Here is a 20,869-nt window from a genome sequence, read left to right as displayed (position 1 = left end):
TGAATCGTCTGCAGAGTCTAATACCTGGAATGACGATCGACGTCACAACACATTTGATGGGGGCGGAAAACCTGCGAAGGCGAGCGCTGCGCTGACTCTCAGGCCAGCAACCCGACGCTCTTGAGCAAATCGCCCAGCCCCTTCGGTACCAGTGACGCCTGTTCGCTGAAGCTTGAGCTGTCATGCCAGCGCGCAGTAAAGGCAGCGCCGTCGCTTTCATGGCCAATGATTTGCGCATGCGTGTACACACTGGAGTCGGCAAACGTCGCGTCGTAGACCTGGACGATCTCGTGTCCGGGTTTGCCGTTATAGATGAACAGGCTTTCGAGTGTGCCGAGCAGGCGCACATCCGTCATGGACAGGCCCAACTCCTCCTGCACTTCGCGCACGATCGCTTCGGCGCTGGTCTCGCCGAATTCGATACCACCGCCGAGAGGACGAAAGCAGGTTTGCTGGCTGACCGGGTCACGAAACTCGTTGACCAGAATTTTGCCGTGATGATGAAAAACGCAAAGTGCGAGGGCGCGGATCCGTTGTTCGGCCATGGGTGAAGTCCGTTTCGAGGTGTGGAGGCGCGGCATTTAAACACGATTCGCGCGGCACACCCCGGACATCATCTTGTGGCCATATCTCAGACCGGAGAAATTGTCGCGAGCAAGCCAATCAGAATGGTCAGTGCCAGAAAGCCACCCAGAAAAATCGCCATTTTGTTCATGTTGCTCTCCTCATGCTGAGCTTGCGGTGCACTGGACACTTCGGAATGAAGGATTGTCGTGAGTGACCGAACTGCCGGGGCATTTTGATCCTGCATCTGAACCGATTACAGAGGCAGATTGAAACGAAAAAAGCGTATCAGATGAAATCTGATCTGTAGGAGCTGCGGCACGCTGCGATCTTTTGATCCTGGTTCTCAGAAGCAAGGTCAAAAGATCGCAGCGTGCCGCAGCTCCTACAGGGAGGGGCAATAAGGTGGTATCAGGTAGCGACATTAAGGTTGCCCTGACAGCGCTTTGATCTAGAGTCGAAGAACAACAACAATCCAGAGGTGCAAATGACTGATCTGAACCTGCAGCCCAACGTCACCGAATCCCTGAAACGCTGGCACGAAATGATCCGTACCGGCGACTTGAGCGCCCTGCCCACGTTGCTGGATGCCAACGCCGTATTCCGTTCGCCAATGGCACACACGCCGTACCCTGGCGCACCGGTGGTTTCGATGATTCTCAACACGGTGTTCGGGGTGTTTGAGGATTTCAAATATCACCGTGAACTGGCGACTGCCGATGGCTTGAATGTGATTCTGGAGTTCAGCGCCAAGGTGGGTTCGAAGGAGCTCAAAGGCATCGACATGATTCGTTTCGACGAGAGCGGCAAGATTGTCGAATTCGAAGTGATGGTGCGTCCCCTCAGCGGACTGCAAGCCCTGGGCGAAGAGATGGGCCGGCGCCTCGGTGCCTATCTGGCGAAAACAAAAGCCTGACCCCGCTCCGGCAGGATTTTTGCCACAAAAAAGCCCACTGACCGTCGCCGGTTCAGTGGGCTTTGTGTGTCAGGCGTCTAGTTACAGAGCCATGTCACGTGCAGCGTTTTCCTTCGGAGCTTCTGCTTTTTCAGCAGCAGGTGCAGCCGGAGCAGCAGCCTGACCGATCACTGGAGGTGTCGGCAGTTCGAGGATCTTGGCGGTGTAAGCCCACTCTGCAGCCACTTTGGCTGGATCGCTGTTCAGCTGAGTGCCGTAGCTTGGAACGATCTGGTGCAGCTTGGCTTGCCATTCTGGCGTGGCGACTTTGTCTTTGAAGACTTTCTGCAGCACGCTCAGCATGATCGGAGCAGCGGTCGACGCGCCTGGCGATGCGCCCAGCAGGCCGGCGATGGAACCGTCTTGTGCAGCAACGATTTCGGTGCCCAGTTTCAGCACGCCGCCAGCGGCTTCATCACGCTTGATGATTTGCACGCGTTGGCCGGCTTGCCACAGGCGCCAGTCTTCGGCTTTGGCGTTCGGGAAGTATTCCTTCAGCGCGTTCAGACGGTCTTCATCCGACAACATCAGTTGGCCAGCAAGGTACTCGACCAGCGGGTACTCCTTGATGCCGACCTTGGTCATAGGCCAGATGTTGTGGGTAGTGGTGCTGGTCAGCAGGTCCAGGTACGAACCTTCCTTGAGGAACTTGGTGCTGAAGGTCGCGAATGGGCCAAACAGGATAACGCGTTTGCCGTCCAGAACACGGGTGTCCAGGTGCGGAACCGACATCGGCGGTGCGCCAACCGACGCTTTACCGTAGGCCTTGGCCAGGTGCTGCTCGGCGATGGCCGGGTTATCGGTCACCAGGAACGAGCCGCCTACCGGGAAGCCAGCGTATTCCTTGGCTTCAGGAATGCCCGACTTTTGCAGCAGATGCAGTGCACCGCCGCCCGCGCCGATGAACACGAACTTGGCGTCGGTTTCGGTTTTGGTGCCGTCTTTCAGGTTTTTGTAGCTGACGCGCCAGGTGCCGTCTTCGTTCTTGGTGATGTCCTGCACTTCGCTGGACAGTTTCAAGTCGAAATTAGGCTTGGTCTGCAGGTAACCGGCGAACTGGCGGGTGATTTCGCCGAAGTTCATGTCGGTACCCAGCGGGCTCCAGGTGGCCGCGATTTTCTGGTTCGTGTCACGCCCTTGCATCATCATCTGGAGCCACTTCTTGATCTCAGCCGGGTCTTCGGAGTACTGCATGCCGGCGAACAGCGGGCTCGCTTGCAGGGCTTCGTAGCGCTTTTTCAGGAACTTGATGTTGTCATCGCCCCACACGAAGCTCATGTGCGGAGTGGTGTTGATGAACGAGCGAGGGTTCTTCAGAACACCTTGCTGAACCTGCCAGGCCCAGAATTGACGGGAGACCTGGAACGCTTCGTTGATCTCGACAGCTTTCGGGATCGTTACGTTGCCTTTGTCGTCTTCCGGGGTGTAGTTCAGCTCGGCGAGGGCGGAGTGACCGGTACCGGCGTTGTTCCAGCCGTTGGAGCTTTCAAGGGCGACGCCGTCAAGGCGCTCGACCATTTCCATCGACCAACTCGGCTCCAGCTCATTGATCCACACACCCAGGGTGGTGCTCATGATGCCGCCGCCGATCAGCAGGACGTCGACTTTCTTTGCTTCGTCAGCATTGGCGGACGACATCCCCATCGCCAAAGCCAGACCCAGCAAGGCTGTGTTCACTTTTTTAAACATCTGTTGCACCTATGATAAAACGCCTTCCGCCCGCCGCTGTTGTGCGTGTGTGGCCCCTCTGTTGCAACGCTCAGGCTAGCGTCACGGGTTCCGGCACACTTCAATTTTGACGGGTGGGCACACAAGGCCGACGTACCGCATCGACCTCAGTTAATGTCCCTTCTGAACTGACTTCTTATCATTATTGGCTTCAGCTACTTGAGCGACAGGGATTCCGTCGGCCCGCCGAAAAGGCAAGCAAACTGAATAAGGTCAAACCAAGTTGGCGCGAAGAATATCACGTCAGGGCAAACCCGCGCGTCTGTTCCCGACTTGAGAGTCTTTTTCCGCTCAGGGACTTATCGGCTGCCAAGCGCCGAACATGACCCTGAGGCAGATTCTTGCCGAGACCTCTGTGCCGTTACCGAACGAAGTGGCGCCGTTGTGCAATCCTGAATGAATCTGCTAGGTTGTACGATGACTGATGAATTCATGCTTTTGAATTGGTCGGTCATCCAGCCAATAACAACAAAGGAAATACCCATGACCCAGACCCGACTTCTGATCGGTTTTCTCTGCGCCTTCAGCGGCTACGCCATGGCCGCCCCCGCTCCCGCTCCCGCACAAAACGATGTTGCCCAGGCAGTCGATCATCTGACTCAGGCGATGTTGCACAAGGACATTCCCGAACTGAATGCCCTGACCGCCGACAATCTCACTTACGGCCACTCCAGCGGCAAGATTCAGAACAAGAAAGAGTTCATCGCCGATATCGAAACGGGCAAGAGCGCGTTCAAGACGCTGGAAATGCAAAACCAGAGCATCACCTTGTCCGGCGACACTGCACTGGTGCGCCATCACTTCTCCGCACAGGCGTTGAAAGGGACCGAAGTGGTGCCGACAGAGATCGAGAACTTCCAGGTCTGGCAGAAACAGGACGGCAAGTGGTTGCTGGTGGGGCGGCAGGCGTTCAAGTTCTGATTGGGTAAAAACTCATCGTTTTGATGTTGTGAATGCAATTGTGTTTACACCACAGCTCCCACATTGGGCTGTGGTGTTCGCAGCAACACTCACAAGCGAAACCGATCCACCGACTGCGCCAACTGTCCCGCCAGACTCGACAACTCATCTGTCGTATTCGCCGTCTGGCCGATTACCCGGCTATTGCCCTCGGACATCCCGGCAATCATTTCCACCTGATGGGCGATCTCGTTGCTGGCATGGCTTTGCTCGCCGATGGTGCGGGTAATGTCATTGACCAGTTGCGTCGTGCTCAACGTCGCGTCGAGGATCTCGCGAATCGCCCGTTCGACGTCAGCCGTTACCGCCATGCCCTTGTCGACCTGCGCCACGCCCGCCTCCATGCTGCTGACCGCTTCGCGAGTGCTGTGCTGAATGCGCGCGACCATCGCGGCGATTTCCTGAGTGGACGCGCTGGTTCGCGCGGCCAGACTGCGTACTTCGTCCGCCACCACCGCAAAGCCTCGGCCCTGCTCACCGGCTCGCGCGGCCTCGATGGCGGCGTTGAGCGCCAACAGGTTGGTCTGGTCGGCAATACTCTTGATCACCTGAATGATGTTGAAGATCGCTTCGGATTCCTGGTCCAGCGTGCGGATCACCTGCGCCGACTGTTGTGCCGAGCGTGCGATATCGTCCATATCGCTGACCACTTGATGGATCACCTGCCCGCCATTCTTCGCCAATGACTCAGCCTGATTGGCCATGCCCAAGGCGCGCTCGGCGTGGCGGGTGATTTCCTCGATGCTCGCAGTCATCTGGCTCGCGGCTGCGGCCATGGTCCCGGCGGCGACGCTTTGCTGCTGGCTGCTGTCGGCGACCTGATGGCAACCGTGGCTCAATTGCTCGCTCATGCCACTGACTCCATGGGCGTTACGGCGTACCACGTCGATCATGTTGCGCAAGTCCCGCTGCATGGTCGCCAGGGTTCGAATCAAGCCGCTGGCCTCGTCCTTGCCGGACGGCTCGGCGATAAGCTCGCTGAGGTTACCGTGGGCGATGCTTTCGGCGATTCGGCTGGCAGTTTTCAACGGGCCGAGGATGCTCAGCATCACCCAGCGCCCCTGCGCCAGCAGCAATAGCAGACTGGCGATCAGCACCACAGCAAGGGCGAGATTGGCATTGTGGATCGCCGTTTCGGTGCCTTCGCTGGTCTGCCGGGTATTGGTTTCGATCAGCTCGCTCAGCGCCGCCATCTGCGTTTCGAGTTGACTGAACGCGGTATTGAACGTAGCGAGTTCCTGCTGCGCCGCCTCCGGGTTGTCGAGTGCCAACCCGACAATCCGCTCACCGGCGTTGATGTACGTGTCGAGGCTCGGCTTGATCTGCTCCAGCGCCGTGCGCAGGGTCGGGTTGATGGGCAGCTTGAGGTTGTCGTCGAGGACCTCGCGGAAATGCCCGGCGTGCTCATTGATCGAATCGCGCACTTCGGCCGCCGTCCCGGTACTTTTCCCCAACCCCACCAGCATCGCCGAGTAGACATCGGCGCGCAGGGCGTCGTGCATCATGTCGGCCTCCATGTGATTGCGCAGCGCGCTCATGCTGACCGCGTTGTCGTTGACCGCCGAGGCCATGTGCGCATTGCCGATGTAACTGACCACCGCCATGATCAGCGCTGTCAGCAGACTGGTAACAATCAGCAACACTAAACGCAGTTTGATCGACACCTTGAAAATCCTCCCCGGGCTCGCAGTAAAACCCTGTCAGACCTTGAGTTAAGCCTATTTGCGCCGATCTGCCGCGCCAGAGCGTGTCAGCGAATGTCCACGCAGGGAGCCAGCACCGGCAAAACTTTCGGATTGTGCGACGAGTCTCACTTTGCAATGCAGAGGGATCGCGCCTTCATCGCCTGTTAATGGGCAAAGGCTATTGAGTCGGTCCTTCTGAAAACTCCTGCAGCACAAGGAAACGCTTATGAAACGCGCACTCTGGTTGGGACTAATCGGCACCTTCGCTATCGGCACCGCTCAGGCGGCAAGCGAAAAAGTCGCCATCAATCTGGTCAGCGCCGAGGGTGCACCGCAGGCGATTGGTGCGGTGACCATCACTGAGACGCCGTATGGCCTGCTGTTTACCCCCGAGCTGAAATCCCTGCCGGCCGGCGTGCATGGTTTTCATGTCCACGAAAACGGCAGTTGCGAGCCCGGCATGAAGGACGGCGTCAAAGGCGCGGCACTCGCGGCCGGTGGCCATTTCGATCCGCAGAAAACCGGCAAGCACCTCGGTCCCTACGCTGACGGCCATCTGGGCGATTTGCCGGCGGTTTACGTGACGGCCGACGGCATCGCCAACTATCCGGTGCTGGCGCCGCGCTTGAAGAAAATTTCCGAGATCAAGGGGCATGCACTGATGATCCATGCCGGCGGCGATAACCATGCCGACATGCCCAAACCCCTGGGCGGTGGCGGCGACCGCATGGCCTGCGGCGTGATCTGACCGTCCCGCAGCTAACCGGGCAGCCCGCAACGCTGCTGCCCGCGTCTCTCGTAAAACTCCCACGGAACTCCCGCCCCGCGCGCACCTCTCACATTATGTAGTACTTCCCTTTTGCTTCGCGCTTGTGGAGGAATACCGTCATGCGCAAGTTAGTGCTCGTTTCTTCTTTACTCTTATGCCTGCCCGTCGGTTCGGCGTTGGCCCGCGTCGATGCGGGTGATGTCGCCACCTCGGCGGGTGTCTCCGCGTCGCTGTACTCGACCTTCAAGGATCACAAAATGGTGATTCCGGCCCGTGACGACTTGTCTGCATTCGTCGCCAGTGGCGGGGCCATTCGTGGGGTTTATCTTGAGTCGGTGCTGCAACAGGTTCGCCAGGAAAACCCTGGCATCAACGCCAGTGATGAAGACCTCGCCAACGCGATTCTGGTGCATTACGAAGGTCTGAATCAGTAGCTGTCAGAGGCGCAGCGGCCGATGGACGGCTGCTGACGGCACATAGGCAAAAATGTCCGACGGCCTCTATGATGGAGGCCATGACGACTTCTGTGCCCTTGCGCTCACCCTGCCCGCCCGGCGCCTGCAATTGCGGGCGCGATCCGCTGCTGGAGAATCCCGGCGCGGATCTGCGCATCCTGCGTCTGACGCGCGAGGAAGAAAAACGCCTGCTCGCACGCCTGGAAATGCTCAAGGATCTGGCCGACCTCAAGCACCTGCAACAACGGATGTTTGAACAACTGGGCATTCGCGTCGACGTCGCCCCCGGTTTTAACGAAGTGCGCACGATGCGCGGCATTGCCATTCAGATCGAAGAGTTGCCGGGCCTCTGTCGCAAGACGCGTCAGGCGATTCCCGCAGCGATTCGCCGGGGCCTGGAAAACCACCCGGAAATCGCTTTTGAATTGCTCAACGCCCACGACTTGCTGCGCGACACTTGATCACTTTTTCATGCCGACCCGTTTGCGCATTTCAGCGGTAATGCTCTGGCGGGTTTTCTTCATATCCGCCCATGGCTCGTCACCGACTTCCGCCAGCCGCTCATGCACGTTGTGGATATTCCACTGATTGCCACCCTTGATCTCGGCCACTTCTTCCCGGAACAACGGCACCGACACCGGCAAGCCCTCACGGGTGCGTGCGGCATACGCGCAAATGGTCGTCGCGCCGAGGCCATTGCGCAGATAGTCGATGAATATTCGCCCGACGCGGTTTTTCGGCCCCGACACCGCCGAAAATCGATCCGGCAACAGCTTGGCCATATGACTGACGATCGCATGGCTGAAATCCTTGACCTCATCCCAGCCGAGCTTGCGGGTCAAAGGCACCACCAGGTGAATGCCCTTGCCGCCGCTGGTTTTCAGAAACGCCTTGAGCCCCAGTTCATCCAGCACCGTGAGGGTCAGCGCAGTGGCTTCGACCATGCTTTTCCATGGCAGTGCCGGATCCGGGTCGAGGTCGAGGACGAAGCGATCAGGCTTGTCGAGGTCAACCGTGGTGGCGTTCCAGGTGTGCAGTTCGACGGTACTCATCTGCACCGCGCCGATCAGCGCTTCGGCGTTGTTGATCAGCATCACCGGTTGCCCGGTGACGTGCTTGTCCAGCGTGCTGATGCCGGGAATGGCCAGACGTTCGGCGTTCTTCTGGAAGAACAGTTCGCCGGCGATGCCGTCCGGCGCCCGCACCAGCGCGACCGGGCGCTCCTTGAGTTGCGGCAGGATCCACTCGGCAACGCTGGCGTAGTATTCGGCCAGTTGCATTTTGGTCGTGCCGCTGACGGCGTCGATCACCCGATCGGGATGAGTGATGCGCACTTTGCCGTTGGCCAGGCCGAGTTGCGATGGCGCTGTATCCGTCGATTTCGACTGACTCACAGCAGCTTTTTTCGGCGCTTTCTTCGCGGCGGATTTGGTCTCTGAAGTCTTCACGGGCTTCGCTCGCTCCTCAGTGATGTCCTTGGCCGGTTTGTCCTCGCGCAAGCCATGGAACACGGCATGACGCACCGAGCCGTCCTTGGTCATTTCGGCGAACGCGACTTCTGCCAGCAGTTTCGGTTTGAGCCAGTGCACGCCTTTGGCTTCGAATCCGTCCGGTGGATTGACCACGGCAGCTTTTTTCATCTGCAAGGGTTTGAGTTGCGCGAGGATGCTTTTCAGGGTTGTTTCATTAAAACCGGTGCCGACCTTGCCGGCATAACGCAACTCGCCGCTGTCACGATCATGCAGGCCCAGCAGCAACGCGCCGAAGGCACTGCGCGAGCCCTTCGGATCGGTGTAACCAACAATCACGAACTCCTGACGATGTTTGCACTTGAGTTTGATCCAGTCGCTGCTGCGCCGTGAAACGTACGGCGAGCCGAGGCGTTTGCCGATCAGGCCTTCCATCTGCATCTGACAGGCGCTGTTGAGCAGCGCATCCGGAGTTTCGTCGAACGCCTGGGAAAAGCGCAACAACGGTTGCTCATGAGCACCGAGCACCGTGGATAGCGCCGCGCGGCGCTCCTCGACAGCGACTTCGCGCAAGTCGACGCCGTTGAGGTACGGCATGTCGAACAGGTAATAGAGGATGTTGGCACTGCTGCCGGAGTCGAAGGCGTTTTGCAGCGCCTGAAAATCCGGCACACCCTGTTCGTCGGCGACCACCATTTCACCGTCGAGCCACGCCGATTCAAGTCCCAGAGCGGCCAGCGCTTCTGCCTGTTTCGGCAACTTGTGCGTCCAGTCGTGACCGTTGCGGGTGAACAGCTGAACCTGATCACCGTCGATCCGCGCCATGATCCGGTAACCATCAAACTTGATCTCGTAGCTCCAGTCGCCTTCCGGCGCGCTGTCGACCAGGGTCGCCAGTTGCGGTTTCAGTTGCGCGGGGATTTTCGCCTTGTGCGCACCGGTCAGCGTGCCCGAAGCCTTTTTGCGTGATTTGGCGGCAGGCTTGTCGATGGGCTTGACCTGCCTGGCGGCAAGCTTCGGTTTATCGACCAAGGTGCGCTCACTCAAAACGCTGTCCGGTTCCGCCATCAACACGTCGTAATCATCCTGCGCACGGGCGGCGCTGTCCTGATGCTTGATCAGGAACCAGTTCTCCTTCTTGCCCGGCATGTGCGTGCGCACCAGATTCCACACCCCGGCGAGTTTCTCGCCCTGCAATTCGAACTTGAGCTTGCCCTTGGCGTAGGCTTTTTGTGGGTCTTCCAGCGGAATCCACACGCCCCGATCCCAGACAATCACATCCCCGGCGCCGTAATGCCCCTCAGGAATACTGCCTTCGAATGTCGCGTAATCCAGCGGATGATCTTCGACATGCACTGCCAGGCGCTTGACCTTGGGGTCGAGCGACGGCCCTTTCGGCACTGCCCAGCTCTTCAACGCGCCATCAAGCTCCAGGCGAAAATCGTAATGCAGGTGCGAAGCGTCGTGCTTCTGGATGCAGAACTGCAGGGCGTGATCCGCTGCGGTTTTCTTGCCCGAGCGCTTGACGGCGGCCGGCTCCGACGTCGCCGAGAAATCGCGCATGCGGTTGTAGTCGTCGAGGTTTCTGCTCATGGCGCACCTGCCCTGCTTCAGCCAATACGAGTCACGGTCAAGGCGACCACGGCAATTCGGTCGACCCGCTGGTAGCCGGGGTTGAGCAGCTCCTCGCCGAAAACATCCGGGTCAATTTCCCGGTAGGTCCAGGCAAAACGCGTTTCATCAAGCCGTGGTAACACCGTGTCGAGAAACGGATCGCGGCCATCGACCATCGCCACGCCGGTGTAAAGCAACAACGAGCCGCCCGGCGTGAGCCGATTGAGGGCCTGCTCGACGATGCGCAGCGACAGACCTGCGCCCAGCGTGCCACCGCCGTGCCGGTAGGCTCGCGCGGCCGGATCGGCCATGTACGGCGGGTTGGCGACGATCAGATCGAACTCGCCGTCGACGCCTTGCAGCAGATCGCTGGCACAGGCTTCGACGTTGGCGACTTCCGCCAATGCCGCATTGATCGTGGTCAGGCGCAGCGCAGCGGGATTGATATCCAGCGCCAGCACTTGCGCTTCGCGACGGGCGCGGCCAATCAGAATGGCGCCGACACCGGCCCCGCAACCAATGTCCACAGCACGGTGGATCGGCGCAAAGTTCTGCTGCAAATGGGCGTGAATCAGTTGGGCGAAACGATAAGTGTCCGGACCGAAAAACACCGAGTCAGCGGCATCGGTCGGATACGCCGAATGCACGAACAGCAAGTCGTCCAGGCTCGACCAGCGCACGCGGCTTTTCAGTTGACCTTCGTAGGTGTCGATGACTTGAGCGTCCAGCAACTGGCGCTGCTCATCGGCCGACAACAGGCCCGGCTCGAAGGGCCGCGACCAGCCAAATACATCGCGCAGGGAATCGGCGAACTGGCCCTCGTCACGCTGATTGACCCGCTGATGGGTCAGCGGCGTCGGCGTGATGAAACGATAGCCGTCAGCCTGCAAGCGCCGGCCCAGTTGCAACAGCGCGAGGTCGTGGGTGGACAGTTGTTCTTCCTGATTCATTGCTGGTGTCCTTAAGGCAGGCGGGATTTGAGTTCGATGAAGCGCCGGGTAGCGAGCAGCCCGGCAGGATGCGCATGCCGCGCCGGCGCCAGCCAAGGGATCAGCGCGGCCATTTGTGCGTGACCGTCCTGCCCTTTCAGCGCGGCGTTGAGCTGCTGCACGTCGGGGTCTTGTTCCGGCACCTCGATCGGTGAGTTGGCGGGCGCGTGTCGACGCATAGGCGTGGCTTTTTCCGAGGGTTTCCAGTCACCGGCAATCCAGTCGTGAACCAATTGTTTTTCGTAGGCGCTGAACACGCCAAACATCGCCGCGCCATCGCCGTCGATCAGTTGCCAGAAGCGACTTGCCTGCGGATCTTCATGACGCTTGATCCAGCCTTTGTCCTGCAGGGCTTGCAGGAAACCCGGCAGATGCGCCGATTCGGCCAACCATTGGTTGACGGTTTTGCCTTCGAAGCGGCAATAGTCCGAGTGCATATGCTGGGCAAACGGGCACTTGCGTTCGAGCATCGCCAGCAATTCGGTTTCCAGGTCGAAACCTTCGATGATCGCGCGGCTGCCCTGCCCCAGATCATTGAGTCGATAACCCAGCGATACCCGGCGCAGAAAGTCGGCGCGATCAGCTTCAAGCGGCAACAGATCCAACACCGCTTGCACGGCTTTTTGCGCATGGCCGGTGCTGGCGTTGTCGATGGTCACATGCAGCGTGAAGTAGTACGGATCGATGCCTAGTTCGGCGAGTTCGTAACTGCTGATCAGCAAATGCAGTGGCAGTTGTTCGTAACCCAGGTTGTAGCCGATCACCTCCGGCAAAAATTCATCGCCGCAGACGCCGAGCGCGAGTTGCAGCGCGCCTTGCAGATAACGCTCATCGGCAATCGGGCTGGCGTGGTCGAGATCGTGCTCGGCCAGCAGTTTGCGATAAATCACGACATGGTTCTGCGCCGGATTGCCCTCGCCGAGTTCTTCCAGGTAGGTGCAGAGCAAACCGCTGAAACGCGGATCGCGCCAGTGCTGCAACAGCCCATACAGCCACGCACCATCGACCAGTTTGGTCGGCCCCACCGCTTGCAGGAAATACAGCGCCTGTGCCTTGGTGCTGAAGAACTGCCGTGGCCCGCCAGCCTTGCGTTGTTGCAAATAGTCGGCGTATTGCCGGGCAACGTCGGCGCAATGCGCGGCAACCCAGGCGTGCCAGGTAGAGGGATCTTGCGGCAGCTCTTCGGGCAACGTTGCCGCGCGTTGAAGCTGCTCGTGCAGGAACGTTTGCGCAACGGCTTGCGGGTTTTCCTCCCGTAGTAGCGTTTCATAAATGCCACGGAGATTCCCGGCAGGTTCGATCGCTTGTGCTTGGGCTGGCACGGATTGCAGAGGTGTCAGGACAGTCATGGCAGTATTCTCGGTCGATTGGCAGGACGCTGCTTCGCGCCTCTACAGCAGCAGAGGGGTTGCGCGAAGCAAAAATTCAATCGACGTGAAAATTGCCCGGACGGACGGCGGGTTAGCCCCTGCATATCTCGATTGCACATCTCCCCTGTAGAAGCTGCCGAAGGCTAGGGCCGCGATCTTTTGATCTTGCTTCAGGCCTGACCTTTGGCCTGCTGCTCCAGATGCACCTGCAACTCAGGATCAATCCCCAAGGCCGCCGCCAGTTCATCCAGATAATTACGCTCGGCGTCCTGCTGATCGTCCACCAGCATCACGCTGGCCAGGTACATTTCCGCCGCCACGGCCGGGTCGTTGTTAGCCGACTGTGCCACCTCATTGGGATCAAGAGGCTTGGCGACTTCGTCATCCAGCCACTGCTGCATCTGCGGATCATCGGTGTGCTTGCCGATCTCAGTGCTTATAAGGTGCTTTTCATTATCGTCGATGCGCCCGTCAGCCTTGGCCGCCGCGATCAACGCACGCAGCACGGCGTGGCTGTGTTCTTCGATTTCGGGGCCAGCGAGCAGATTGGCTGTTTGCGGCGTCTGCTGCGGTGCCGCGCTGGCCTGGCTGCGTTGCCAGGCTTGATAGGCCTGGAACGCCATCATGCCCAGCGATGCCAGCGCCGCGTAGTTGGTGCCGCCGGATCGGCTTTGCGTGCCAGCGCCGCCGCCCAAAACGCTGCCCAAGCCACCGCCGCCGAGCAAACCACCGAGCAAGCCGCCCAATCCTCCAGCCCCTCCCGCAGGCGAACCGCCACGAGTACCGGTGGGATCCGCGCCACCGAGCAGCCCGCCCAGCAAACCACCGAGGCCACCCAGACCACCACTGGCCGAGGCACCACTTTGTTGACCCGCCGAGGCCTGGCCCCGCAGCAGTTGTTCGAGCAAATCGCTGGTGTTCATGACGGCATCCTCGATGCATTGGCAGTAATTGCGTCTGCCAACAATAGACCGATGCAGCCATTGCGCCAGCACCGTTGGGCCGACACAGAAAAGGCCTACAGATTTCGCCTGCGTATTTTTTCAGTGGCGAGCTAAGATTCATGGAGGGTGAACCTTATCCCGGCATGACCGGTCGATAGCTGCAACCCCGACCCGGTTAGCCGGCGCCCTTGCTGCTTAAGGGTGTGACTCGGCTTGCTTGAATTTCTGGAGAACGCCCCCGTGATATCCACCGTCCACATTGCCAGGCTCAAGGCCTGGGGCGCCCATGGCTTTACCGCGACCGGCGTGGTCACGGCGTTTCTGGCCACCCTCGCCTTGCTCGAAAACCAGCCCGTCCATTGCCTGATGTGGCTGGGCGTGGCGCTGATCGTCGACGGCCTCGACGGCGCACTGGCGCGCAAGGTCAATGTGCAATCGGTACTGCCGAGTTTCGATGGCTCGATCCTTGACCTGGTCATCGATTACCTGACTTACGTGTTCATCCCGGCACTGTTTATCTATCGCTACATTCCGCTGCCCGATTACACGCTGCTGCTGACGGTGTCGCTGATTCTGGTGTCGTCGCTGTTCTGCTTCTGCAACGTCAACATGAAAAGCAAGGACAACTATTTCGTCGGTTTCCCCGCCGCGTGGAACGTCGTCGCACTGTGCCTGTACATCATCGGGCCGGGACCGTGGATCACCTTTCTGACCGTGATCGGCCTGGCGCTACTGACGGTGACGCGAATGAAGTTCCTGCATCCGTTCCGCGTGCGCCGCTTCATGCCGATCAACATTGCGGTCACGGCAATCTGGCTGCTGTGCAGTTTGTCACTGGTGCTCAATCACCCGGTGATCAACCCGCTGGTGATGGGTTTGTGGCTGCTGATGTCGGCGTACTTTCTGGGGATCTGCATCTGGCGCACGGCGCTGGAGTGGTTTGATCGATCCCATCAGAAATAAGCCCAATCAAAACACAGAAACCTGTGGGAACTGGCTTGCCAGCGATGGCGGTGGGTCAGTCGATATCTTTGTTGTCTGACCCACCGCTATCGCGAGCAGGCTCACTCCTACAGGTTTTGTGTCGTTTACAGACGCGATGTACGCCGCAAATCTCTGTAGGAGTGAGCCTGCTCGCGATTGCGGTGGGTCAGTCAGCATATTTATCTGCCAATAGACTGCTATCGCTGGCAAGCCAGCTCCCACAAAGATTTGCGGTGCATGCGGAATTTGAGGGCACCACAGAAACCTGTGGGAGCTTGGCTTGCCAGCGATGACGGTGGGTCAGTCGATATCTTTGTTGTCTGACACACCGCTATCGCTGGCAAGCCAGCTCCCACAAGGGTCTCCCTTGAGCTGAAGGATCGAGTTCGACTCAGCGCTTGCTGATCACCACCTCCAGATACTCACTCGGCACCACCAACGAGTCCTCCCCCGCCCGGTTCAGACGGTTGAGCAAATCCGCCAGATCACTTTCCAGCGCCTGGCCGCTTTCCGGCGGCAGCGCGGCGAAGGCCTTGTGCACCGGCCCGTACCAATGCCGAAAGATATCGATGAAGTGCGCTGCCGAGCGGTAACGAAAGTTGAATTCGCGACGAGTCACCTGCACGACAAAATCGCGGTCATCGAAATGCTGATGCAGCCACGCTTCCGTGCCCCAGTTCGACGGTGGCTGGGCACCGACCGGTGGTGGCAAGTGGCGACCGAGGGTTTTGAACATCTGGCCGACGAAACCTTCCGGCGTCCAGTTGGCCAGACCGATCCGCCCGCCACGACAGCAAACCCGCGCCAACTCGGCCGCCGCCGCGTCCTGGTCCGGGGCAAACATCACCCCGAACGTCGACAGCACCGCCGCAAAACTGCCATCGGCGAACGGCAAGGCTTCGGCGTCGGCGACTTGAAAAGTCACGTCCAGGTGCTCGGCGCGGGCGCGATCCTGGCCGCGTTCCAGCAGGGCTGCCACGTAGTCGGTCGAGGTAACCAGACACCCTCGCCGCGCTGCCGCCAGCGTCGCGTTGCCGTTACCGGCGGCGACATCCAGCACTTCCTCATCACAACGCAGGTCGCAGGCCTCGGCGAGGTTTTCACCGACGATTTGCAAGGTCGTGCCGATCAGGGAGTAGTCGCCGCTGGCCCAGGCGACTTTCTGGCGTTCCTTCAAGGCAGTCAGATCAATCGGGGTACTCATGAATGGGTGCTCCACAACAGGTTGAAGCTGCCTTCACTCGGCGGTAGTCGGATCGATGACCGTCACCACTCGCGCCACGCTGTTGGCGGGGAAACCGCCGAGGCGAGCGTGTTCGCGCACCTGTTCTTCATCGGGAGCGATGTACACGCAGTAGATTTTGTCGGCAGTGACGTAGCTCTGTAGCCACTGCACCTGTGGCCCGAGTTCACGCAACGCCTGGCAGGACGTTTGCGACACGGCCTTGAGTTCTTGCTCCGACAGCTTCCCGGCTCCTGGAATCTCGCGTTCAATCACGAATTTCGGCATGGCAACCTCGCGTTCTTCTTGTGGTATAGCGTTTGTGACGGGGCCGGCAGTGGCCCTGCTCGCCCACTATCGCGCCGAGGGCGCCCGGCGTCCCTGCCAATCGTCTGCCGAGCTGGCAAAACCACGGCTTTGCCGATAAGCGGTGGAAATCTGTAAAGGGTGTGCAACACCCTCGGCATTGCCAGCAGCGAGCGATTGGTTTCTGATGCGCGTTCGCCCTCTGAACGGACTCGTCTCATGCCTCTGCATCTCGACTGGCTGGCCCGCCATCTGCAACACAGCGACACCTATGCCGCGTGGATCCACCAGCAATTTCACTACGAATACGCCCATCAGCCCCTGGCCGAATGGCAACGGGAATTTGCCGACGGTCAAAGCAATGGTGACTGGTCTTGCCTGATCGCCATGGACGGTGAGCGACTGGTCGGTGGTGCGGCGCTGGCCCGCGATGATCTCGCATTTCGACCGGATCTTGGCCCTTGGCTGGCCTGCGTATTCGTCGACCCGGCAGCTCGTGGGCAAGGCCTCGCCGAGCAGTTGATCGAAGGGATCTGTCAGGAAGCGAAAAGCCGTGGCCTGCCGCGTCTTTATCTGCACACGCAGACCAAACAGGACTACTACGCCAAACGCGGCTGGCAGGTGCTGGAGCGCTTTCGCGCCTGGGACAACGACCAATGGCTCATGGTGCGCGACCTTTGAGCCATTGGGGTAGTTGATCAGGCAGCAGGTGCCTTGGCCTCTTCCAGCAATTGCCGAATCATTTGCTCCTGTGCCTCGTAGCGCCCTTCGCCGAAGTGGCTGAAACGCACCTGGCCCTTGGCGTCGATCAGGTAATGCGCCGGCCAGTACTGGTTATCGAAGTTACGCCAGATCGCGTAGTTGTTGTCGATGGCCACCGGGTAAGTGATACCGAGCTTTTTCACCTGATCCCTGACGTTGTCGATGATACGTTCGTAGCCGTATTCCGGGGTGTGCACGCCGATGACCACCAGGCCATCCTTTTGGTACTTCTGCGCCCATTCCTTGACGTAGGGCAAGGTGTGTTGGCAGTTGATGCAGTCGTAAGTCCAGAAGTCCACCAGCACCACTTTGCCGCGCAGGGATTCGGCGCTCAGCTCCGGTGAATTAAGCCATTGCACGGCACCGGACAGCGACGGCATCGCGCCTTTGCTCTCGTCCATCAGCGAATCAGCGCGTACCTTGCTGACGAGGAAGTCGAGCACTTTCGGTACATTATCCAGCAGGCTTTTCTCGACACTGGCGACACCTTGCGAGGACGTGCCGGCCAACAGGGTTTTATCGGCACCGATGGAAATCACGACCGCCGCCGCGAGCACCGCAACACCGGCGCCACGGCGCAACCAACCGCTGAACGGGATCGATGGTTTCAAGCGGTTGACCAACCCACGCCCGGCGAAAATCAGCGTGCCCAACGACAACGCACTGCCCGCGCCATAAGCCAGCAACAACAGGCTGGTCTGCGCATTGGCGCCTTGCAACATGGCGCCCGTGAGAATCACCCCGAGGATCGGCCCGGCGCAAGGCGCCCATAACAGCCCGGTAGCGACGCCGATCATCACCGAGCCCAAAGGCCCGGCCTTTTTCTGCGCAGCGGGATCGAGGCGGTTGCCGAGCCACACAAACGGACGCGCCAGCCAGTCACCGATGCGCGCCGAGATCAGCGACAGCGCGAACAGCGCCATGACGATCAGCGCGATATGGCGCCCGCTGTTGCTGGCCTGAATGACCCATTCACTGCTGACCACCGCCAGACTGGAAATCAGTGCGAACGTCAGGGTCATGCCGCCGAGGGTCAGCAGAGTCGAAGTACGGCTGCGCTGCGCCCCGGCGAACAGGAATGGCACCACCGGCAGGATACAGGGGCTGAGGACGGTCAAAAGACCGCCAAGGAAAGCGATGAGGTACATAAAAGTCACCCTGAATAAATGTGAAGACTGAGCCCTGTGGCCGGGGGTCAGGCGTTCTGGCTTTCCAGCCTCTGCCCTTGCGGCGTGCGGCCGGCGCCGTCAGCCGCGAGCAAAGCATCAGCGCCCTGTTTGACGATTGGCGTCAGTTGGAAACAGCTGCTGCCGTGGCAGCTATGCTGTTCAACCGCAGCGTTGGCATGGGCGGCTGCACCGGCGAAAGAGAAAGCGACGGCTGTGAGGAAACGCGAGAGGTTATTCATGGTTTTTTCCTTTAAAAGAATGACGAATCAGTTGTCGTTGTTGCAGCCGTCAGCAAACTTGCGGTAATCCAGCACGTGAGTTTTATTGGCCGAATCCAGGTACGTCATGCGCGCATTGACGACGCCGCATGTCACCGAGTTGTCCTGTGTCAGCGAAACCACTTTCTGGATATCCAGTTGCGTGCCGTAGCTGTAAGTTTGCGGGGTGACGACGGCTTCGGCGCGGGCCGACAGGGTGCAGATATTCAGCGCGGCAAACAGGCAGGCGGCGATAACGGAAGTATTTTTCATGGCGTGTTCCTCAAGGCTTCAGTGGGTTTGAGCCGAGGCGCTGTGGTGTGCCTCGATGGAGCTCATTCAAGGCTCTCGAGGTATCGCCTATGTGTCGGAAACTGGCGGGTATAAATGGCTGTGTATCCCTGCTGCCCAGGGATACACAGCGATACAAAAGCCTGAAAAAATCGTGTTTTTGCGTCCCCGTGTATCGGCTGTCATGCCAGATACACTGCAATACAAAGGCAGGCAGGCGAGCGCGTGAAGGCTCGATAGACTGCACGGTATTCCCCCTTTGATAGAGGCTTGATCCCATGGAACATGTCGATCACATTCTCATCGTCGACGACGACCGCGAGATCCGCGAACTGGTCGGCAACTACCTGAAGAAAAACGGCCTGCGCACCACCGTGGTCGCCGATGGCCGGCAAATGCGCAGCTTTCTCGAAGCCAACACCGTCGACCTGATCGTGCTCGACATCATGATGCCCGGCGACGATGGCCTGCAGCTGTGCCGCGAGCTGCGCGTGGGCAAACACAAGGCCACGCCGGTGCTGATGCTCACCGCCCGCAACGATGAAACCGACCGCATCATCGGCCTCGAAATGGGTGCCGACGACTATCTGACCAAACCTTTCGCCGCCCGTGAATTGCTCGCGCGGATCAACGCCGTGCTGCGCCGCACAAGGATGCTGCCGCCGAATCTGGTGGTTACCGAAGCGGGTCGCTTGCTGGCGTTCGGCCGTTGGCAACTGGACACGTCCGCCCGCCATCTGCTCGACAAGGACGGCACCATGGTCGCCCTCAGCGGTGCCGAATACCGCCTCCTGCGGGTGTTTCTCGATCATCCGCAACGGGTGCTCAGCCGCGATCAATTGCTCAACCTGACCCAGGGCCGTGACGCCGATCTGTTCGACCGTTCAATTGATCTGCTGGTCAGCCGCTTACGCCAGCGCCTGCTGGACGACGCCCGTGAACCGGCCTACATCAAGACCGTGCGCAGCGAAGGGTATGTGTTTTCGCTGCCGGTCGAGATCCTCGGTGCCCCGGCATGAGCCTCAACCTGCACTGGCCGCGTACCCTTGCCTCGCGGGTGTCGCTGATTTTCCTGATCGGCCTGATCCTCGCCCAAGCACTGTCGTTCGGCGCGCAGTATTACGAGCGTTACCAAAGCGCGAAAAACACCATGCTGGGCAATCTGGAAACCGACGTCTCGACCTCGATTGCGATCCTCGACCGCTTGCCTGCCGAGGAGCGCCCGGCGTGGCTCAAGCGCCTGGCGCGGGCCAACTACGGCTATCTGCTGAGCGAAGGTGAACCCGGCACAGCCATCGGGCCGGGCGATGTGCCGATTGCAGTCACGTCGATCACCGATGCAATCGGCGACCAATACCCGCTGACGTTCACCGACATTCCCGGTCCGCGAAAGCACTTCCAGGGCCACTTGCGCCTGAGCGACGGCAGCCCGGTGACCATTGACGTGCGCCCCTCGATGGTGCCGCTGTCACCCTGGTTGCCAGCGGTATTGCTCGGCCAACTGGCCTTGATGATTGCCTGCACCTGGCTGGCGGTGCGCATTGCCATCCGCCCCCTCACCCGCCTGGCCAATGCCGTGGAAACCCTCGACCCCAACGCTCACCCGATTCATCTGGACGAGAAAGGCCCGAACGAAGTGGTCTACGCCGCCCGCGCCTTCAATGCGATGCAGGCGCGGATCGCCGATTATCTGAAGGAGCGCATGCAACTGCTGGCGGCGATCTCCCATGACCTGCAAACCCCGATCACCCGAATGAAACTGCGCGCCGAGTTCATGGACGACTCGGCGGAAAAGGACAAACTGTGCAACGACCTCGGCGAGATGGAACACCTGGTCCGTGAAGGCGTGGCCTACGCCCGCAGCATCCATGGCTCGACCGAGGAAAGTCGGCGCACCAACATGGATTCCTTTCTTGAAAGCCTGGTGTTCGATTATCAGGACATGGGCAAGGATGTGCAGCTTGTCGGCAAGAGTGAGGCGGTGGTCGACACCCGTCCGCACGCGTTGCGCCGGGTGTTGGTCAACCTGACCGACAACGCCCTGAAATTCGCCGGCGCCGCTGAAGTGTGGGTCGAAGCGAACAAGGGCAACCTGTCGATCACCGTCATGGATCGCGGCCCGGGGATTGCCGAAGCGGAACTCGCGCAGGTGATGCAGCCTTTCTATCGCGTGGAAAATTCGCGCAACCGCGACACCGGCGGCACCGGCCTGGGTCTGGCGATCGCTCAGCAATTGGCGATGGCCCTGGGCGGCTCGTTGACCCTGAGCAACCGCCAGGGCGGCGGCTTGTGCGCCGAGCTCAAACTCCCCCTACACCTTTAATCTCAACACCATCCCTTGTAGGAGTGAGCCTGCTCGCGATAGCGGTCTGTCAG

At 59.7% G+C, this 20,869-nt stretch carries 21 protein-coding genes and 1 pseudogene; 9 read left to right on the top strand and 13 right to left on the bottom strand.

Annotated features, from left to right (window positions below):
* Positions 1 to 98: 98 nt before the first annotated feature.
* Positions 99 to 545 (bottom strand): NUDIX hydrolase, encoded by a 447-nt coding sequence (locus ACIOWE_RS15220; RefSeq protein WP_401392761.1) that lies wholly within the window; start codon positions 543 to 545, stop codon positions 99 to 101.
* 506 nt (positions 546 to 1,051) lie between these two features.
* Here ACIOWE_RS15220 and ACIOWE_RS15215 point away from each other — a divergent pair.
* Entirely contained in the window at positions 1,052 to 1,480 is a 429-nt protein-coding gene (locus ACIOWE_RS15215; RefSeq protein ID WP_401392758.1) for a nuclear transport factor 2 family protein, read from the top strand.
* 81 nt (positions 1,481 to 1,561) lie between these two features.
* On the opposite strand, the gene mqo is transcribed toward ACIOWE_RS15215, so the two are convergent.
* On the bottom strand, positions 1,562 to 3,208 hold the full coding sequence (mqo, locus tag ACIOWE_RS15210; RefSeq protein WP_401392755.1) for a malate dehydrogenase (quinone): 1,647 nt from the start codon (positions 3,206 to 3,208) through the stop codon (positions 1,562 to 1,564).
* 522 nt (positions 3,209 to 3,730) lie between these two features.
* On the opposite strand from mqo, the gene ACIOWE_RS15205 reads away from it, so the two are divergent.
* The gene (locus ACIOWE_RS15205) at positions 3,731 to 4,168 is read left to right on the top strand and encodes a nuclear transport factor 2 family protein (protein WP_401392752.1); all 438 of its coding nucleotides are present in this window, start codon (positions 3,731 to 3,733) and stop codon (positions 4,166 to 4,168) included.
* Positions 4,169 to 4,257: 89 nt separating this feature from the next.
* Here the strand turns inward: ACIOWE_RS15205 and ACIOWE_RS15200 are convergent, their stop codons facing one another.
* Together ACIOWE_RS15200 and ACIOWE_RS15195 are read right to left on the bottom strand one after the other, a co-directional pair.
* On the bottom strand, positions 4,258 to 4,983 hold the full coding sequence (locus ACIOWE_RS15200; protein ID WP_401392864.1) for a methyl-accepting chemotaxis protein: 726 nt from the start codon (positions 4,981 to 4,983) through the stop codon (positions 4,258 to 4,260).
* Between the two features lie 132 nt (positions 4,984 to 5,115).
* Positions 5,116 to 5,871, bottom strand: a pseudogene (locus ACIOWE_RS15195) (MCP four helix bundle domain-containing protein); the annotation flags it as partial.
* A 247-nt stretch (positions 5,872 to 6,118) separates the two neighbouring features.
* Between ACIOWE_RS15195 and sodC the strand changes: the two are divergent.
* The 3 genes from sodC (at position 6,119) to ACIOWE_RS15180 (ending at position 7,577) form a co-directional block, all read left to right on the top strand.
* Positions 6,119 to 6,640: a superoxide dismutase [Cu-Zn] SodC gene (sodC, locus tag ACIOWE_RS15190; RefSeq protein ID WP_401392749.1), complete on the top strand. Its 522-nt coding sequence runs from the start codon at positions 6,119 to 6,121 to the stop codon at positions 6,638 to 6,640.
* Positions 6,641 to 6,780: 140 nt separating this feature from the next.
* A complete protein-coding gene (locus ACIOWE_RS15185; protein WP_103303299.1) occupies positions 6,781 to 7,095 on the top strand; it encodes a DUF2388 domain-containing protein in 315 nt (104 codons plus the stop codon).
* Positions 7,096 to 7,175: 80 nt separating this feature from the next.
* A complete protein-coding gene (locus ACIOWE_RS15180) occupies positions 7,176 to 7,577 on the top strand; it encodes a hypothetical protein (protein WP_401392746.1) in 402 nt (133 codons plus the stop codon).
* Here the strand turns inward: ACIOWE_RS15180 and ligD are convergent, their stop codons facing one another.
* The 4 genes from ligD to ACIOWE_RS15160 all read right to left on the bottom strand — a co-directional run bounded on the left by ligD (position 7,578) and on the right by ACIOWE_RS15160 (position 13,481).
* Entirely contained in the window at positions 7,578 to 10,178 is a 2,601-nt protein-coding gene (gene ligD, locus ACIOWE_RS15175) for a DNA ligase D (RefSeq protein WP_401392743.1), read from the bottom strand.
* A gap of 17 nt (positions 10,179 to 10,195) precedes the next feature.
* Positions 10,196 to 11,149 (bottom strand): methyltransferase, encoded by a 954-nt coding sequence (locus ACIOWE_RS15170; RefSeq protein WP_401392740.1) that lies wholly within the window; start codon positions 11,147 to 11,149, stop codon positions 10,196 to 10,198.
* An 11-nt stretch (positions 11,150 to 11,160) separates the two neighbouring features.
* Positions 11,161 to 12,537 carry an iron-containing redox enzyme family protein gene (locus tag ACIOWE_RS15165; RefSeq protein ID WP_401392737.1) on the bottom strand — a complete coding sequence of 459 codons (1,377 nt, stop codon included), beginning with the start codon at positions 12,535 to 12,537 and terminating at the stop codon, positions 11,161 to 11,163.
* A gap of 191 nt (positions 12,538 to 12,728) precedes the next feature.
* Complete coding sequence (locus tag ACIOWE_RS15160; protein WP_401392734.1) at positions 12,729 to 13,481, bottom strand: tellurite resistance TerB family protein; 753 nt, start codon at positions 13,479 to 13,481, stop codon at positions 12,729 to 12,731.
* A gap of 261 nt (positions 13,482 to 13,742) precedes the next feature.
* Between ACIOWE_RS15160 and pcsA the strand changes: the two genes are divergently transcribed.
* Positions 13,743 to 14,465: a phosphatidylcholine synthase gene (pcsA, locus tag ACIOWE_RS15155; RefSeq protein WP_201238950.1), complete on the top strand. Its 723-nt coding sequence runs from the start codon at positions 13,743 to 13,745 to the stop codon at positions 14,463 to 14,465.
* A 412-nt stretch (positions 14,466 to 14,877) separates the two neighbouring features.
* On the opposite strand, the gene ACIOWE_RS15150 is transcribed toward pcsA, so the two are convergent.
* Together ACIOWE_RS15150 and ACIOWE_RS15145 are read right to left on the bottom strand one after the other, a co-directional pair.
* The gene (locus ACIOWE_RS15150) at positions 14,878 to 15,690 is read right to left on the bottom strand and encodes a class I SAM-dependent methyltransferase (protein ID WP_401392730.1); all 813 of its coding nucleotides are present in this window, start codon (positions 15,688 to 15,690) and stop codon (positions 14,878 to 14,880) included.
* A 33-nt stretch (positions 15,691 to 15,723) separates the two neighbouring features.
* Complete coding sequence (locus ACIOWE_RS15145) at positions 15,724 to 15,996, bottom strand: DUF4242 domain-containing protein (protein ID WP_401392727.1); 273 nt, start codon at positions 15,994 to 15,996, stop codon at positions 15,724 to 15,726.
* Positions 15,997 to 16,233: 237 nt separating this feature from the next.
* Between ACIOWE_RS15145 and ACIOWE_RS15140 the strand changes: the two genes are divergently transcribed.
* The gene (locus ACIOWE_RS15140; protein ID WP_401392724.1) at positions 16,234 to 16,695 is read left to right on the top strand and encodes a GNAT family N-acetyltransferase; all 462 of its coding nucleotides are present in this window, start codon (positions 16,234 to 16,236) and stop codon (positions 16,693 to 16,695) included.
* 17 nt (positions 16,696 to 16,712) lie between these two features.
* On the opposite strand, the gene ACIOWE_RS15135 is transcribed toward ACIOWE_RS15140, so the two are convergent.
* From ACIOWE_RS15135 to ACIOWE_RS15125, 3 genes are read right to left on the bottom strand one after another with little or no spacing between them, the layout of a single operon-like run.
* Complete coding sequence (locus ACIOWE_RS15135) at positions 16,713 to 17,924, bottom strand: cytochrome c biogenesis protein DipZ (RefSeq protein WP_401392721.1); 1,212 nt, start codon at positions 17,922 to 17,924, stop codon at positions 16,713 to 16,715.
* A gap of 47 nt (positions 17,925 to 17,971) precedes the next feature.
* A complete protein-coding gene (locus ACIOWE_RS15130; RefSeq protein ID WP_401392718.1) occupies positions 17,972 to 18,184 on the bottom strand; it encodes a hypothetical protein in 213 nt (70 codons plus the stop codon).
* A 27-nt stretch (positions 18,185 to 18,211) separates the two neighbouring features.
* Complete coding sequence (locus ACIOWE_RS15125; RefSeq protein WP_401392715.1) at positions 18,212 to 18,475, bottom strand: DUF2790 domain-containing protein; 264 nt, start codon at positions 18,473 to 18,475, stop codon at positions 18,212 to 18,214.
* 296 nt (positions 18,476 to 18,771) lie between these two features.
* Here ACIOWE_RS15125 and ACIOWE_RS15120 point away from each other — a divergent pair, with 296 nt between their 5' ends.
* Positions 18,772 to 19,512 (top strand): response regulator, encoded by a 741-nt coding sequence (locus ACIOWE_RS15120; protein WP_064392669.1) that lies wholly within the window; start codon positions 18,772 to 18,774, stop codon positions 19,510 to 19,512.
* A complete protein-coding gene (locus tag ACIOWE_RS15115; RefSeq protein WP_401392712.1) occupies positions 19,509 to 20,816 on the top strand; it encodes a sensor histidine kinase in 1,308 nt (435 codons plus the stop codon). The genes ACIOWE_RS15120 and ACIOWE_RS15115 overlap by 4 nt, the downstream gene beginning before the upstream one ends.
* Positions 20,817 to 20,869 lie beyond the last annotated feature (53 nt).

It is taken from the genome of Pseudomonas sp. NPDC087598, assembly GCF_044743525.1.
Classification (GTDB): Bacteria; Pseudomonadota; Gammaproteobacteria; order Pseudomonadales; family Pseudomonadaceae; genus Aquipseudomonas.
The sequence above is the reverse complement of the archived record's forward strand: the minus strand, read 5'-3'. Positions and strand labels throughout refer to the sequence as shown.